The sequence below is a fragment of the Marinobacter sp. MA genome, assembly GCF_048298425.1.
In the GTDB taxonomy this organism is placed as follows: Bacteria; Pseudomonadota; Gammaproteobacteria; order Pseudomonadales; family Oleiphilaceae; genus Marinobacter; species Marinobacter salsuginis.
Map to the genome: position 1 here is coordinate 40,481 of NZ_CP103058.1, position 15,999 is coordinate 56,479.

12 protein-coding genes and 1 tRNA gene are annotated in these 15,999 nt (G+C 57.8%); 2 read left to right on the top strand and 11 right to left on the bottom strand.

The features are described 5' to 3' along the window. Positions 1–15 precede the first annotated feature (15 nt). The 3 genes from NUW46_RS00145 to NUW46_RS00155 all read right to left on the bottom strand — a co-directional run bounded on the left by NUW46_RS00145 (position 16) and on the right by NUW46_RS00155 (position 5,529). Entirely contained in the window at positions 16–2,382 is a 2,367-nt protein-coding gene (locus NUW46_RS00145; RefSeq protein WP_418141063.1) for an EAL domain-containing protein, read from the bottom strand. A gap of 141 nt (positions 2,383–2,523) precedes the next feature. Continuing rightward, positions 2,524–4,077, bottom strand: coding sequence for a methyl-accepting chemotaxis protein (locus tag NUW46_RS00150; protein WP_418141064.1), 1,554 nt, complete (start codon positions 4,075–4,077; stop codon positions 2,524–2,526). A 183-nt stretch (positions 4,078–4,260) separates the two neighbouring features. Then, positions 4,261–5,529: an FAD-dependent oxidoreductase gene (locus NUW46_RS00155; protein WP_418141065.1), complete on the bottom strand. Its 1,269-nt coding sequence runs from the start codon at positions 5,527–5,529 to the stop codon at positions 4,261–4,263. 221 nt (positions 5,530–5,750) lie between these two features. On the opposite strand from NUW46_RS00155, the gene NUW46_RS00160 reads away from it, so the two are divergent. Then, a complete protein-coding gene (locus NUW46_RS00160) occupies positions 5,751–6,194 on the top strand; it encodes a hypothetical protein (protein ID WP_418141066.1) in 444 nt (147 codons plus the stop codon). A 50-nt stretch (positions 6,195–6,244) separates the two neighbouring features. On the opposite strand, the gene NUW46_RS00165 is transcribed toward NUW46_RS00160, so the two are convergent. After that, positions 6,245–6,790, bottom strand: coding sequence for a rhodanese-like domain-containing protein (locus NUW46_RS00165; RefSeq protein ID WP_418141067.1), 546 nt, complete (start codon positions 6,788–6,790; stop codon positions 6,245–6,247). 62 nt (positions 6,791–6,852) lie between these two features. Then, positions 6,853–7,479, bottom strand: coding sequence for a peroxiredoxin (locus NUW46_RS00170; protein WP_418141068.1), 627 nt, complete (start codon positions 7,477–7,479; stop codon positions 6,853–6,855). 251 nt (positions 7,480–7,730) lie between these two features. On the opposite strand from NUW46_RS00170, the gene NUW46_RS00175 reads away from it, so the two are divergent. Next, complete coding sequence (locus NUW46_RS00175) at positions 7,731–9,287, top strand: phospholipase D family protein (protein ID WP_418141069.1); 1,557 nt, start codon at positions 7,731–7,733, stop codon at positions 9,285–9,287. 96 nt (positions 9,288–9,383) lie between these two features. On the opposite strand, the gene NUW46_RS00180 is transcribed toward NUW46_RS00175, so the two are convergent. From NUW46_RS00180 to rsmB, 6 genes are all read right to left on the bottom strand, one after another. Continuing rightward, positions 9,384–9,460 (bottom strand) — tRNA-Pro (locus tag NUW46_RS00180). Between the two features lie 35 nt (positions 9,461–9,495). Next, the gene (gmhB, locus tag NUW46_RS00185) at positions 9,496–10,053 is read right to left on the bottom strand and encodes a D-glycero-beta-D-manno-heptose 1,7-bisphosphate 7-phosphatase (RefSeq protein WP_136630759.1); all 558 of its coding nucleotides are present in this window, start codon (positions 10,051–10,053) and stop codon (positions 9,496–9,498) included. A 28-nt stretch (positions 10,054–10,081) separates the two neighbouring features. After that, positions 10,082–12,163, bottom strand: a complete 2,082-nt coding sequence (gene glyS, locus NUW46_RS00190) for a glycine--tRNA ligase subunit beta (RefSeq protein ID WP_418141070.1) — start codon at positions 12,161–12,163, stop codon at positions 10,082–10,084. A gap of 2 nt (positions 12,164–12,165) precedes the next feature. After that, positions 12,166–13,191, bottom strand: coding sequence for a glycine--tRNA ligase subunit alpha (gene glyQ, locus NUW46_RS00195; RefSeq protein WP_041645858.1), 1,026 nt, complete (start codon positions 13,189–13,191; stop codon positions 12,166–12,168). A gap of 105 nt (positions 13,192–13,296) precedes the next feature. Continuing rightward, a complete protein-coding gene (trkA, locus tag NUW46_RS00200; RefSeq protein WP_069182440.1) occupies positions 13,297–14,700 on the bottom strand; it encodes a Trk system potassium transporter TrkA in 1,404 nt (467 codons plus the stop codon). Further along, positions 14,697–15,998, bottom strand: coding sequence for a 16S rRNA (cytosine(967)-C(5))-methyltransferase RsmB (gene rsmB / locus NUW46_RS00205; protein ID WP_418141071.1), 1,302 nt, complete (start codon positions 15,996–15,998; stop codon positions 14,697–14,699). Before rsmB ends, trkA begins: the two co-directional genes overlap by 4 nt. Position 15,999 lies beyond the last annotated feature (1 nt).

A 15,999-nucleotide genomic window follows, 5' to 3' on the forward strand; every position in this document is an offset into this window, starting at 1 on the left:
GCCGCGATTTCGCGGCTAGTTCTGGCCCGAACGATAACGGGCCCAAGTGAAAGTGTTGGCCCATTCGAGCGCTTCTGCAAGTGGAAGCGGTGGGCTGTAACGATAACCCTGGCCAACATCGCAGCCAAGAGACAGTAGACGCTCCTCCTGTTCGGCAGTTTCTACCCCTTCTGCCACAGTACGCCTCTGAAAACTCTGGGACAGGCGCAAAATCGCTTCTACGATCATCGAGTTATCATGGTTCCCGATCAGATCCCCCACGAAGGTTCGATCTATTTTCACTTCCTGGGCCGGCAAGGTCCGGAAATAGTTCAATGACGAGTAGCCGGTGCCGAAATCGTCCAGGGAAATGCCCAGCCCGGCATTGCGGCAAACACTGAGGTTTTTCATGACCGTGGTGGTGTCGTCCAGGGCAGTGGTTTCAAGGATTTCTATGATCAGCCGGTCCCGGACCTCGTGGGGGCACTCGTCCATGGTGCCGGCGATGTCATCCGGGAAGTGTTCGCTCAGGAAGTGGGACGGGCTCAGGTTGATGCTGACTGTATACGGCAATCCCAGGTTCATGAATTCGCAGATCACGCCGACTGCGCTTTCCATCACGAACAGGCCAACCTGTCTGGCGTATTCGGTAAATTCAAGGTGCTCCAGGAATCGGGCCGGCGACAGAAGCCCCTCCTCCGGGTGGTTCCAACGGATCAGTGCCTCAAAACCCTCTACCGATCCGGTGCGGTAGTTGATCTTGGGCTGGTAGTAGAGCTCGAACTGCTTTTTCGCCAGTGCCTCGTCAACCTGCTCGAGAACGCGGACACGCTCTTTCCGGGTATAGTGGGAGGCGAGGTCAAACAGGCTGTAGCTGTCTTTGCCCGCATCTTTTGCCGCATACATCGCCTGATCGGCATGCCGGAGCAGTGTATCCGGATCCTCGGCGTCGTCAGGATAAACGGTCACACCCATGCTGGCCGACAGTTTCATGACAGAATTCTGGTAACTGATCGGGCGGCGTACAACTTCCAGAATGCGGTTGTAGACCGTCGAATCCTCCACATCCCGGAGTATGGCGACAAATTCGTCTCCCCCGAGACGACCGACGGCGTCATGTTGCCTCACAGTTGCTTTCAGGCGTTCGGAGATGATCTTCAGGACTGCATCACCAACTGCGTGGCCATGTTGGTCGTTGATGCCTTTGAAGCCATCCAGATCGATAAAACAGAGGGCAACTGTGCCTTCTCGCAGGTTCGCCTCGTGCAGCTCCTGGGTGAAAATCTCAGTGAGTTTCCGGCGGTTGGGCAAATCGGTGAGGGCATCGTAGTTCGCCGCTTTTTCAAGGCGTTTCTGGTGTTGCTGCTTCTCATGGTGCAACCTTTTGCGCTCGATCAGGTTGCCGAGGGTTTGAAGCAAAGGCTCCAGCTCTTCGGCCAGTTTTACTTTGTATCCGCCGAGACGGTTCGCCAGCCCCACCAGTCCAACTTGTTGATCGCCGGAAAACACCGGAATACCGATATAGGCATCAATATCGGGGTGCCTCTGAGGGAGCCCGCCGCGGCGAGGGTCGGTCGCGACATCGCTGGAAATGACCACCTCCCCCGAGGTCATGGGAAGTGCAATCAGGGTGTCCAGGCGATCGAACACAAGCCCCCGGCGTTCGACCTGTTGATACAACGCCTGGGTTTTGGGGTTCCAGGCAATATTGGTGATCGCTCCGATTTTCAGATAAGGGGCGCCATTCTCTTTTGACAGGGTTTCGCCAATAAACCCGAACTGGCTGCCGGTGAGCGACAGGAGATCGTTGAGCATCTGCTCGAAGGCCGCATTCTGGTTGTCACTGGTCAGAAAGACATTCAATGCTCGTTGGATCGATCGGTTCAGGTGAGATACTTCGACGAATTCATGGTTCTCGATCGACAGGTACGTTCGCTCAAGCTCGTCCTCGATCATCGTGGCAAGGTTTCGGAGGATGTCCAGATCCAGTTCCCCGAAATCACGGGGTTGATCGTCGATGATGCAGATGGTGCCAATTTTGAAACCGGTCGGCTCACGTACTGGCATGCCGGCATAGAAGCGGATGTTGGGATGTCCGGTAACCAGTGGGTTCTGTGAAAAGCGAGGGTCCTTTGTAGCGTCGCAGACGATAAACGCCTTGTCCTGCTGAATGGCATAATCACAGAAAGCAACAGGGCGGGGGGTCTCGCTGACATCAAGGCCCTGACGCGACTTGAACCATTGACGGTTGGCATCAAGCACCGAAAAAAGCGCCGTTTTTACACCATAGTACTGGCGGGCAATCCGGGTAAGCCTTTCAAAACGGTCTTCCGGGGGCGTATCGAGAATGCCCAAACGCTCAAGGGCGGTGAGCCGACGCTTTTCCAGGGTATTGCTATCCATGGTCGTGACTCACTTTGCTAGGCCAGGTGATTATTTCTTGAACAAGGTTCGGCTGCGCCTTCTATCGCTAACTGCCCCGACGCTAGAGATTGTGAGCGCAGATGACAAGCCATTCCATGTAACAGTTTGAATTGCGTCCTGTCATTTGAAACGTACGACCAGTTCGTGCAAATCGTTCGCAATCTGCTCAATGTTTTTAACGCACTCGGTGGACTCTTCACCTTTGGCCAGGTTGTTGGATGCCAGATCCGAGATTTTCTCCACTTGCTCGTTGATCTGATCCGACACCTGGGCCTGCTCCTCCACGGCGGCTGCCATCTGCATTGCCATTTCGGCAATGTTGGAGACGGATTCAGCAATGTCATTGAGGGTGCTCTCGGCCGAGAGCATTTTTTCCATGCCCTCGTCTGCCGAAAGCTTGCCCTCGTCGGCTTTCTGGTTGGCCTCCTCGGAGCGGGCAATCAATTCGCTGACAATGCCATGGATTTCACTCGTTGAATTGCGGGTCCGGGATGCCAGGCCCCTTACCTCCTCGGCCACCACGGCGAATCCGCGCCCATGCTCGCCGGCCCTCGCCGCTTCAATGGCGGCATTCAGGGCCAGCAGGTTGGTCTGCTCTGCAATTTCTTCGATAATCTTTGCGGCTGAGGCTATCTGCTGAGTCTGCTGAGCCAGCTCGCCAACGGAAGCGCTAATGCCATGAACGGAACCTTTGAGAGATTCAATGGCTTCCCGGGTCCCGCGAACAACAGAACGCCCCTCATTGGCAAACTCTTTTGCGCCATCCGCCCGCTCTGCCGTGGACTGGACGTTCGAGGACACCTCCGCAATGGTTTGGGACATCTCGTGTACGGCTGCCGCAACCTGTTCGGTTTCGCCCTGCTGCTGTTTGAGGGCCTCCTGAGCTTCGAAGCTGACTTCCCGACCTTTCACTGAGTAAAGTCGCATCTCATCGGCGGAGTCTTCAAGCCGGGTGAGTACCGCATCAAGGTGAGCTTGTTGGGCCCTCACTGCAACCTTGATACGTCCCAGTGGCAAATCGTCATCGGTGTAGCTTCTTGCGGCCAGATCATCTGTGAAGCTGTGTGCCAGAAGCCTGGTGACCGAGCCCATCAGCTGTTTTCTGGCCAGATGCATCCAGCCGGCATACGCAATTACGCCGCCTGCCAGAACAAGCTCGGACAACATTTTCTGGTCTGCAAGAAACAATGCCCCTGTAACAATGAAAACAAGCGCCAGAAAGATGGTAGGGGGTTGGACGCGCCGCCAGAATGGGGTTCCTGTTCTGCCCGCCCTCAGGGCTGCGTATAGCTTTTCTGCGCGCTCGACGTCCTTCCTGTCGGGACAGGATCTCACGGACTCGTAGCCGACTACCTTGCCGTTTTCGGTGACCGGGGTAACGTAGGCACTTACCCAGTAGAAATCGCCGTTCTTGCAACGGTTCTTTACCAGCCCCATCCAGGGCTGTCCGGCCTTAAGGTGTGACCACATGTTCTCATAGGCGGCGGGTGGCATATCGGGATGCCGGACAATGTTGTGAGGCTGGCCAATCAGCTCGTCCCGGCTGAAACCACTCACCTCGATGAAGGCTTGATTGCAGTGCTTTATCTTGCCTTTCAGGTCGGTTGAGGAAATCAGTTTCTGAGACGGTTTGAACGTTCTTTCGTGGCTGGTTACGGGAAGGTTTTTACGCATTGTGAGTCCTCAACAGGTGATAGCCTGGCCATTCCGCGATGAGGATAGTTGAAAACCTGAATTTTTAGTATTTCTTATTGAAAGTCCGCGTAAAGAAATAAATCCAAGCACACAAGTACGGTTACTGCAAAATTATCGGGGTCAAAAAAATACCGGAACCTATGGTTCCGGTATCGCCTGAAATCAGTGTTTGACTGAGCGCGGTGCCGGCCTGGCCAGCCACTCATGCCCCTTCAACATCCCGTGCCAATACAGCGTTGGCAGCTGCTTGGCCTTCAACCACCAGGCGGCCCGGGTGGCCTTGGTGCCATCGTTGATCCATTTCGGGAAGCTGGGCTGCAGTACTCCGCCATAGCCGAACTCCGCCAGTACAATTTTGCCGTTTTCCACCGTCAGCGGGCAGGAGCCGTAGCCCAGATACGCGGCCTCAAGCGGCTGGTTTCGGAGCGTGGCCACCAGGTTCTCAGCCACCACTGGCGCCTGTTTACGCACTGCAGCGGCGGTTTTGGCGTTGCCGGTTCCGCTCACGTCACCAAGGCCAAAGATGTTGGCGTAAGTTTTATGGCGCAGGGTATCGTCCTCAAGATCCAGCCAGCCGCCTTCGTTGGCCAGGGCAGATTCACGAATCAGCTTTGGTGCCCGCTGGGGTGGGACGGCGTGCAGCATGTCAAAGCTGATCTCCCGCTCCTGGCTGTTGCCCTCGCTGTCGGTTGAGCGGAATACCGCTGTCTGTGCCGGCCCGTTTACGGCAACCAGTGTGCTCTGGAAATTCAGGTTGATGCCGTATTTTTCGATATAGGCTTCCAGGGCCGGGACGTAATCGGACACACCGAACAGAACGGCGCCGGCGTTATGGAACTGGATATCCAGATTGTTCAGCACGCCGTGTTTGAGCCAGTAATCGGCAGACAGGTACATGGCTTTCTGGGGCGCGCCTGCACATTTGATCGGCATGGGAGGCTGACTGAAAAGCGCTCGGCCGTTCTTGAGATTCTGGACGAGGTCCCAGGTGTAGCTGGCCATGCCCTCGCGGTAATTGGACGTGACCCCATTGGAGCCCAACGCCTCCTCCAGGCCTTCGATGCCGCCCCAGTTCAGCTCCAGCCCTGGAGCGAGCACCAGGGCTTTGTATTCCATGGAAGAACCGTCACCCAGAGTAACCCGGTTGTTGTCCTGGTCGATGGCGCTTACCGGTTGCTGGTACCAGGAAACAAAAGCGGGCATGACTTCTGCCATAGGCTTGGAGGTGACTTCCGGCCGGAAAACCCCACCACCCACCATGGTCCAGCCCGGTTGGTAATGATGCCGGGTAGCGGGCTCAATGATGGCAATGTCGATATTGCTGTCCCGCTTATGAATGCTGGACGCCACCGAGATACCGGCCGCCCCGCCGCCTACGATTACGACCGTATGGGTTTTGACGTTGCCCGTGGTGGTTGTGTTGCTGGTCATGCCTCGAACCTCTTGTCTTTGTTTGCTGCGCGCGAGTGAGCTTGAGATATATCAAAGGGTACCAAACTTATGAGTCTATCGTTAGAATAAAAGGAAATATAAGGGCGGGGTCAGCTTTAAGGCAGGCATAGCTCTGAAAGTGACTTTGTCACTGAAGCTCATTCCCTGGCCAGATACATTGATTTTGAAGTCTTTCGATCAACCAAAAAGGAGTTTTTCCCATGATCAAATCAATCAAGGCCGTCGCCGCAGCTGCACTGATTGCAGCCGTACCTTTCAGTGTTCAGGCCGACAGCCACAAAGGCGGCGTCGAAGAGGTGCTGGTCATCCTGTCCAGCGATTCGCTGCAAACCCAGGGCATGGCAATGGTGCTTTCGAACACCATGGCCCAGCAGGGAGCCAAGGTAAACGTGTTGCTTTGTGACAAAGCCGGTGACCTGGCGCTCAAGTCCTACGAAGCGCCTGCGCTCAAACCCAAGAACGTAACGCCGGGGCAGATGCTGCGCGGCCTGTTGAAAAACGGTGGTGAGGCTAAAGTCTGTGCGCTGTATCTACCGAACAGTGAGTACAGCAAAGATGATCTGATTGATGGCGTTGGGGTGGCCATGCCGCCGGAAATGGCCGGCCAGATGCTGAACCCGAAGATGCGTACATTCACCTTCTGAGGGCGGAAGCCCGGGGGGGGCTGGGCCGACCCCGGGCGTTTACATTCCAATCACGGACGATAGATTTTCTCTGGATTGAGCGTCATAGACCATGGCAGGCCTTCATTCTGCCAGCCATTCACAATTCTCATGCCTTTCTTTTTACCTTCTTTGGCACCACTGCCCTGAAAGCCGTGGTCAATGTATTTCACATTGGTGAAGCCCCGCTCCATCAGGTATTCGGCGCTGGGCTTGCCGCGGCTGGAACCGGAACGACACATGGTAATGACCAGGTCATCCCTGGTGAGGCCTTTTTCTCTCAGGGCTTCTTCTACCTGTGAAGCGAAATCCCGATTTGTGTTCATCGCAAACCGGCCTTTATCCGAGAGAAAGTCTGAGCGATCCGCCAGTTTGAACGGGATATTCTTGTCGACCATATCGGTAAAGCCGATAAACATAATTTCAATCGGATCCCGGACGTCGACAAATAGCAGGCGATCACCTTGCTCCTGAACGAGGTCATAGGTTTCCTGTGGGGTCAGGGATAGCGCCTCTTCCGCCTGGGCGTTGAAGCCGATGGCAAGGGTGACAAGCAGAGCTGTCAGTATCAGTTTCATGGGGGGCCTCCTGCATTGGGGGGCCCGCCAAACGGCGGGCCTCTATTTATCCGCGAACCGGATCAGAGCTTGGTGGTGCGGAGGTACGGACGGATCTCATTCCAGCCCTGTGGGAACAGGGCTTTGGCTTCCTCATTGGAAATGGAGGGCGGAATGATCACATCGCCTCCTTTGCGCCAGTCGGCCGGCAGGGCAACCTTGTTGGCATCACCGGTTTGCAGGGCATCGATGACCCGGAGGATTTCGTCGAAGTTGCGGCCTACCGCCATCGGGTAGGTCATGGTCAGACGAATCTTCTTGTCTGGGTCGATGATGAATACGCTGCGTACGGCGGCGGTTTCGCTCTCGCCGGGGTGGATCATTTCGTATAGTTCGGCCACTTTGTGGTCTGCGTCAGCAACGATCGGGAACTGGAGATTGCAGTTCTGGGTGTCGTTGACATCGTCAATCCACTTTACGTGCTCTTCCACGGTGTCAGTGGAAAGGCCCAGGGGCTTTACGTTGCGGGCTTCGAATTCTTTCGCCAGCTGAGCGGTGCGGCCCATTTCAGTGGTGCACACCGGCGTGAAGTCGGCCGGGTGGCTGAAGAAGAATACCCAGGAATCGCCGGCCCAGTCGTGGAAGTTGATCTGGCCTGCAGTACTGTCGATGGTGAAGTTCGGGGCGGTAGAGCCAAGCAATAAACTCATGATGAATCTCCTGTCGGGTTTTACTGGTGGAGGCTGTTGGCCTCTTGATGTCGGAATAACAATAACCCGTTCAGCAGTCGTTATCCAATATAGTTATATCTATAGAACAAATAGGTTTAACGAATTGAAGCCGCGACCCTCAGTATTGAACTGGCAATATTTTTGAAACGCGGCTCTGCAACCTGTCCAACAGGTTTCTTTGTGCCATGATTTCAATTGATTGATTCATCACGCGATGGCTCCCTGTATAAATGACCGAAAGCCGAACAACCTTCACGCTGACGCTCTTCCTGCTAACAAGTCTGTTGACCGGCTGCGCACTGCCCTCTCTGAAAGACCGGTCACAGTCTGAAGCTTTCTCGCAGGAGCAGACAGCAGGCACCCGCCTTGGCCGGGCAGTTGGCTACGAAGTCGAAAACCACCCTGGCCTGAGTGGAATTGCGACACTGCAGAATCCCCTTGATGCTTTCGTTGCCCGCGCGTTGCTTGCCGAGGCCAGCGATCGATCCCTGGATGTCCAGTACTACATCTGGCAGGACGATATTACTGGCAAGCTGCTTCTGTACTCGCTGTATCGGGCCGCCGAGCGCGGCGTGCGGGTCCGGCTGCTTCTGGATGACAACGGCATCGCAGGCATGGATGAGTGGCTGTCTGCGCTGAATCATCATGACAACGTCGAGGTTCGGCTGTTCAATCCGTTCGTCATTCGCAGTTCCCGGGCCCTCGGCTTCCTGACCGACTTCGGCCGCCTGAACCACCGGATGCACAACAAGTCATTTACGGCTGACAACCAGGCCACCATCATTGGCGGCCGGAATGTTGCCGATGAGTATTTCGGGGTTGGCAGCGGTGCCCTGTTCTCGGACCTGGATGTCCTGGCCATCGGGCCTGTCGTGGACCGTGTTTCGCAGGATTTTGATCGTTACTGGGCAAGTGAGTCCTCGTATCCGGCGGATCGGTTGTTGTCTGCAGTCGGCGATGAAGATCTGGATGCGTTGGAAACCAGTCTTGCGGCCGTTGAACAGAATGCAGAGGCCCGGCGTTTTGTAGCAGCTTTGCGCAATTCAGATTTCCTTCAAGAGTTACTGGACCAGGAGGTTTCGTTTGTCTGGGCACCGGTCGAGATGGTGAGCGATGATCCGGCCAAAGCCCAGGGGCTCGAAGAGGAGCACGGTTTATTGAGCCAACAGCTGGCCCTGGCCCTGGGTGAACCCGAAAAGACAGTAACCCTGGTTTCGCCCTACTTCGTTCCGGGTAACCCCGGCGTAGAGTTGTTCCGCGATCTGGAAGCGAGCGGCGTGGAGGTGCGGATTCTCACCAATTCCCTGGAAGCCAACGACGTTGCCCTGGTGCATTCAGGCTATGCGAAATACCGGGAGGCTCTATTAGAAGCGGGTGTCGAACTGTTCGAATTGCGTAAATTCAGGTCGGAAAATGAAGACGAGCACCAGAGCTCTGGCGGCATGGTTGGGAGCTCTGCGGCCAGCCTCCACGCCAAAACCTTTGCCGTGGATGGCGAGACGCTCTTTGTCGGTTCCTTCAACTTCGACCCCCGTTCAGCAAACCTCAACACCGAGCTGGGTTTTCTGATCAAGAGCCCGGAACTGGCCGATGCTCTGGAGTCGGCCTTTCCCGAACAGGTCAGGCTGGCGGCCTACGAAGTAATACTGGATGAGGACGGCGAACTGCGTTGGCTGGAATTCAATGGATCGGAGACGATTGAGCACCATCATGAGCCCAATGTCGGCGCCTTCAAGAGGGCATTGGTGTATCTGTTTTCGCTGTTGCCGGTGGAGCCTTTGCTTTAAGGAGGTAACGACAAAGCCGACACCAGATGCGTCGTCATTGCTGTGCTTCGTTGAAGCTTCAAGCAGGAGATAAACAGGGGAGAGAGTGCGGGAAAATGGTCGGCGTGGCAGGATTCGAACCTGCGACCCCTTCGTCCCGAACGAAGTGCGCTACCAAGCTGCGCCACACGCCGATCAACGGCCGGTATTATACGGATTCGCTCTGGTTTTACCAGCCCTCGGCGGACAAAAGGGCATCCGTAAATTTGCTGAGATTATCGTAGATACTGACATCGGCGCCCGGTATGGGCCTGGCGTCCAGGTGGCGCTCCGTTTCCTCGCCATTGCCGGTTCGTACCAGTACCGGGTGGCAACCTTCGGCGTGTCCGGCTTCGAGGTCTTTTCGGCTGTCGCCGACCATGATCGCCCCTTGGAGGCTGGTCAGGTGGAAGTGCTGTCGAATCTGTTCCAGCAGGCCGGTCAGTGGCTTGCGGCAGCCACACTGATCGTCGGGATGGTGGGGACAAAAGGCAATGAAATCGATGCAGCCGCCCTGGGCTTCCACCAGCTGCTCCAGCTTTTCATGCATGGCATCCAGCTCGTCGGTGTCGTAATAGCCTCGACCGATGCCGGACTGATTAGTGGCGATGGCAATCCGGTGGCCGGCATTACAGAGCCGGGCCACCGCTTCTATGCTGCCGGGAATGGGATGCCATTCATCCGCCGAGCAGATGTAATTGCCATCGTATTCATTGATGACCCCATCCCGATCCAGAATGATCAGCATCGCTGTGTGCGCGCCCCTTCGTCCGGCCTCAACCTGCTGTGGGCAGCAGGGAGATATCCGCAACGCGCAGGAACAGGTTCCGCAGCCGGTTCAGCAAGGCCAGACGGTTGTTCCGGATGGCCTCATCGTCGGCCATCACCATCACCTCGTCAAAGAAGCTGTCCACCGATTCCCGCAGGCTGGCCAGGGAGCTCAGGGCACTGGCGTAATCGCCGTTCTCGAACAGCGGCAGGACCTTGGCGGACTGCTGGTCGACCTGCTCGGCCAATGCCTTTTCCGCGCTGTCCTGCAGCAGACTGGCGTCGACGGTTTCTCCGATGCTGTCACCACCCTGCTTGGTCAGGATGTTCGAAACCCGCTTGTTGGCGCCGGCCAGTGCCTGCGCTTCAGGCAGCTGGCGGAAGGCTTCCACCGCCTTAACTCGGCGGTCGAAATCCAGAGGGCGAGTCGGACGGCGGGCGTGAACGGCCAGGTAAACCTCGGCACCAATGCCCTGCTCGTCGTAATGGGCGCGGAAGCGCTCCAGCATGTAGTCGACAACCGTGCTGGCGGTATTCTGCTCAGTCAGCACCGTGAAGTTCTCTTCCGCCCACTCGCAGCAGGTCTGCAGGTCCAGCGGCAGCTCGCGCTCGATGATGATACGCAGCACACCCAGAGACGCGCGGCGCAGGGCGAACGGATCCCGGGTACCGGACGGCGGCTGGTTGATGCCGAACAGACCCACCAGGGAATCCAGCCGATCGGCAATGGCGATGGCACAGCCGGTGAGGGTAGTCGGCAGGTCGTCGCCCGCGAAACGGGGCATGTACTGTTCGTTCAGCGCCTTGGCCACGTCTTCCGGCTCGCCATCGTTGGCCGCATAGTACTGGCCCATGATGCCCTGCAGATCGGTGAACTCCAGGACCATTTCGGTGACCAGGTCGGTCTTGGCCAGCATGGCGGCGCGCTCGGCCAGCGCCGGATCACTGCCGATGGCGTCGGCAATCTTCCTGGCCAGGGCCGCTACGCGTACGGATTTATCGTAGATACTGCCCAGCTTCTCCTGGAATACAATGGGCTTGAGAGCGTCGATGCGATCCTCAAGCTTGGTCTTGCGGTCGGTTTCGTAGAAGAACGCGGCGTCGGAAAGACGGGGCCGGATCACTTTCTCGTTACCGGAGATCACCTGGGACGGATCCTTGCTCTCAATGTTGGCGACGGTAATGAACAGCGGCAGCATTTCCCCGTCGGCGGCCACCACGTGGAAGTACTTCTGATGTTCCTTCATGGAGGAAATCAGGGCTTCTGCAGGAACCTCAAGGAATCGCTCTTCAAAGCGGCCCATCAACGGCACCGGCCACTCGTTCAGTGCGGTGACTTCGTCCAGCAGGTCTTCATCAATGACCGCTTTACCACCGGCTTCCTTCTCGGCCAGTTCGGTCACGCCGGCACGGATCTGTTCCCGGCGCTCCGCGAAGTCGGCAATTACATAACCTTCCTGCTTGAGAACGACTTCGTAATCATTCGGCGTGGGCACGATCAGGGATTTCGGGCAGTGGAAGCGGTGACCGCGGGTTTTGTTGCCCGGGGTCAGCCCCATAATCGGCGCTTCAATCACCTTGTTGCCAAACAGCATGACGACCCAGTGCACCGGGCGAACGAACTCGGTGCGGTGGGCGCCCCAGCGCATGCGCTTGGGAATCGGAAGGCCTGCCAGGGATTGCTCCACCAGTTCCGGCATCAGTTCCACGGTGGGCTTGCCCTGCTCGACCGTGCGGTAGACCACCCAGGCACCCTTGTCGGTTTCCAGGGTGTCGAGCTGGTCCGGGGTGACGCCCAGGGAGGTGGCAAAGCCGGTCAGAGCGCGGGTCGGGTTGCCCGCATCGTCGAATGCCGCCTTGACGGCAGGACCACGCTTTTCAACCGACTTGTCCTGCTGGGAATCGGCCAGATCCCGAATGCGCACTGCGAGACGGCGCGGAGCGGCAAAACTTTCTACCTTTGCGAATTCGACGCCTGCTTCTTCCAGACCCCGGGCAATGCCCTGGGTGAAGGCATCAGAAAGCGGCTTGAGGGCCTTGGGGGGCAGCTCTTCGGTGCCCAGTTCGACCAGAAAATCCTGTGTAGCCATGGTTATGCGTTCCCCTGTTCCTGCTGTGCCTTCTTCGCTTTCTTGCCCTTCTTGCTTTTCGCCTTGTCGTCGGCGGCCTCAGCCGCGGCGAGGACTTCCTTGCGCAACGCCTCGGGGGCGAGCGGGAAGCCGAGCGAGCGACGGCTGTCGAAGTAGGCCTGGGCAACGGCTCGAGCCAGGGTGCGAACCCGAAGGATGAAACGCTGACGCTCGGTCACCGAGATGGCGTGGCGGGCGTCCAGCAGGTTGAAGGTGTGGGAGGCTTTGAGTACCTGCTCGTAGGCTGGCAGTGCCAGGCCCGCTTCAATCAGGCGAGCGCTTTCCCGTTCGTGAACATCGAAGCTGTGGAACAGGAACTCGGTGTCGGCGTGCTCGAAGTTGTAGGTGGACATCTCCACTTCCTGCTGGTGGAACACGTCACCGTAGGTGACCACACCGTCAGGGCCTTCCGTCCAGACCAGATCGTATACGCTGTCCACGCCCTGCAGGTACATGGCGATGCGCTCCAGCCCGTAGGTCAGCTCGCCGGTAACCGGGAAGCACTCCAGGCCGCCAACCTGCTGGAAGTAGGTAAACTGGGTGACTTCCATACCGTTCAGCCAGATTTCCCAGCCCAGGCCCCAGGCGCCCAGTGTCGGGGACTCCCAGTTGTCTTCCACAAACCGGATGTCGTGCACCAGCGGGTCCAGGCCCAGGGCACGGAGGGAATCCAGATACAGTTCCTGAATGTTGTCCGGCGATGGCTTCAGAACCACCTGGAACTGGTAATAGTGCTGCAGGCGGTTGGGGTTCTCACCGTAACGGCCGTCGGTGGGGCGGCGGCTGGGCTGTACATAGGCAGCGTTCCAGGTTTCCGGCCCGATGGCACGCAGGAAGGTGGCCGGGTGGAAGGTGCCGGCACCCACTTCCATGTCCAGGGGCTGGAGAACCACGCAGCCATGCTGCGCCCAGAAATTCTGCAGAGCCAGGATCAGGCCCTGGAAGGTCCCGATATCCGGAGTAGTCTGTTTTGTTGCCTTGTCTGTCACGACGGTTGCCTGCTGATCAGTCTGTGTGTGGCGCCCCGGTTATCCTTCGGGACGCTCTGAAAAAAGAAAGGCGCATTATACGCGTGCTGGCTGTGTATTTCTAAGTCAGAAGAAGGTGAGCCCAACCTGAAACAGTTTTTCCACATCGCGGATGCGGGTTTTATCGACCAGGAACAGGATAACGTGGTCATCCGGCTGTATCCGGAGGTGATCGTGGGCGATCAGAACTTCGTTGCGACGGACAATGGCACCGATGGTCGTGCCTTCCGGCAGGTTGATTTCATCCAGCCGTTTGCCCACCACCTTGGACGATCGATGGTCGCCGTGGGCAATTGCTTCGATCGCCTCGGCAGCGCCTCTGCGCAGTGAGTGAACGTTTACCACGTCGCCCCGGCGTACGTGGGTCAGTAGACTGCCGATGGTGGTTTGCTGGGGCGAGATGGCCACGTCGATGTCGCCACCCTGGATCAAGTCCACGTAGTCCGGGTTGTTGATCAGGGTCAGTACCTTGCGGGCACCGAGGCGCTTGGCCAGAAGTGAGGCCATGATGTTGGCTTCATCGTCGTTGGTCACCGCACAGAATACATCGGTGTTTTCGATGTTCTCTTCCAGCAGGATGTCCTTGTTGGCGGCGTTGCCTTCGAGCACCACGGTCTTGCGCAGGTTTTCAGAAAGCATCACACAGCGCTCGTGGTCCCGTTCCAGCAGCTTGACCTGGTAACGGCTTTCAAGGGTGTTGGCCAGGCGCTGGCCAATGTTGCCACCGCCGCAGATAAAGATGCGCTTGTAAGGTTTTACCAGCGGCTGGAGCTCACTCATGACAGACTTGATGTGGTCGGCCGCAGCAATGAAGAACACCTCATCGCCGTCTTCAATTACTGTGTTTCCTTCGGGCATGATTGCCCGGTCTTTCCGGAAAATTGCCGCCACCCGGGTATCGATCTTGGGCATGTGGGTGCGCAGGTAAGACAGCTCATGGCCCACCAGAGGCCCGCCCTTCGTGGCGCGGATGGCCACCAGACGGGTCAGCCCCTTGGAGAACTCAAGCACCTGCAGGGCGCCGGGGTTTTCGATCAGCCGGGTAATGTGCTTGGTCACCAGGTGCTCGGGGCTGATCAGAACGTCGATCGGGAAGCCGCGGAGACTGTCCAGATCCTTGGTCTGGTCACGCTGATAGAACAGCTCCGATTTTGCCAGGTAGGCGTTGGCCCGCACCCGGCAGATGGTGGTCGGTGTCTTGTACAGAAGCTTGCTGACCTGGCACGCCACCATATTGGTCTCGTCGCTGTTGGTCACTGCGATGAGCATGTCGGCATCCTCGGCCCCGGCCTGGCGCAGTGACGTCGGATAGGACGCCGCACCCTGGACCGTGCGGATATCAAGCCGGTCCTGCAGCTCCCGCAACCGGGCACTGTCGGAGTCGATGATGGTGATGTCGTTGGCTTCGTTGGCAAGGTTTTCGGCGAGTGTTCCGCCGACCTGGCCGGCCCCGAGAATCAGGATTTTCATGGTTCGGGTTTCTCCAGCACGGCATAGAAGAAGCCGTCATGGCTGTCCGGATCGGGGAGCAGTTGCCGCCCCGCACCCATATCGCGCCCCCACTGAGCCTCTGGCTCAACAAGGATGGCATCGGTCTGCTGCTTGCAGAACCGCTGAATTATACGGTGGTTTTCCTGGGGGAACACCGAACAGGTGGCATACACCAGCCGGCCTCCGGGTTTCAGGATAGCCCACATCGCGTCCAGTAACCCGAGCTGTATAGCCGCAAGGGGAGTAATGTCCGATTCGCGGCGCAATAACTTGATATCGGGATGACGGCGAATCACGCCGCTGGCGCTGCAAGGCACGTCCAGCAGAATGCGGTCGAATGCCTCGCCGTCCCACCATTGGTCGGTCGCAGCAGCATCGGCCTGTTTCAGAGTGGCGTCCAGATCCAGGCGATCCAGATTCTCCTGGACCCGAGGCAGGCGTTCCGCGGATTCATCTATGGCGACCACTTCTGCCAGTTCGCCACAACTTTCCAGGATTGCGCAGGTTTTGCCCCCAGGCGCGGCGCAGGCATCCAGAACTCTCTGGCCTGGCGCCAGATCCAGCAGTGTGGTGCACAGCTGCGCCGCTTCATCCTGAACGCTGACGGCACCATCGGCGAACCAGGGTAGTTGGTCGACGGGAACAGGATGGGCCAATTGAATGCCGAGGGGTGCGAAACGGGTCGGGCTGGCCTCAATGCCAGCTTCTTTCAGCAGGCCGAGATACTCGTCCCGGGAAAAACGCAACGCGTTCACCCTCAATGTCATGGGCGCCTGGGCATTGTTGGCGTTCAGAATCTGCTGCCAGTCTTCCGGCCAGTTGTGGCGGAGTTTTTCCACCATCCAGACGGGGTGACTGAAACGGGCAGAATCGTCTGCTGGCTCGGGTGCGCCTTCCCGTTCTGCGGCCCTGAGTACCCCGTTCACCAGGCCGGTCAGGTGCGGTTTGTCCAGGGCCCGGCAGGCTTCGACGGTTTCATTGAGTATGGCGTAAGTGGCCTGTTGGCTGAAGCGCAACTGGAACAGCGCAACCAGCATCAGGTGATGGACGACGCGGTCCGGTTTGCGCAGGGGCTTTTTCAGCCGGCCATTGAGTTCGCCCTCCAGTCGGTGAAACCAGCGGCACGTACCATAACAAAGCGCCTGGAGTTCGGGGCGTTCGTTGGCGGGCAGGCGGTTAAGGGCTGGCGGCAGGCACTGGGACAGGGATTGGCCGTTTTCCACGGCCAGCATCACGCCTGCGGCGATGGCGCGCATGGGTTGTTGTCGATCCCCCATG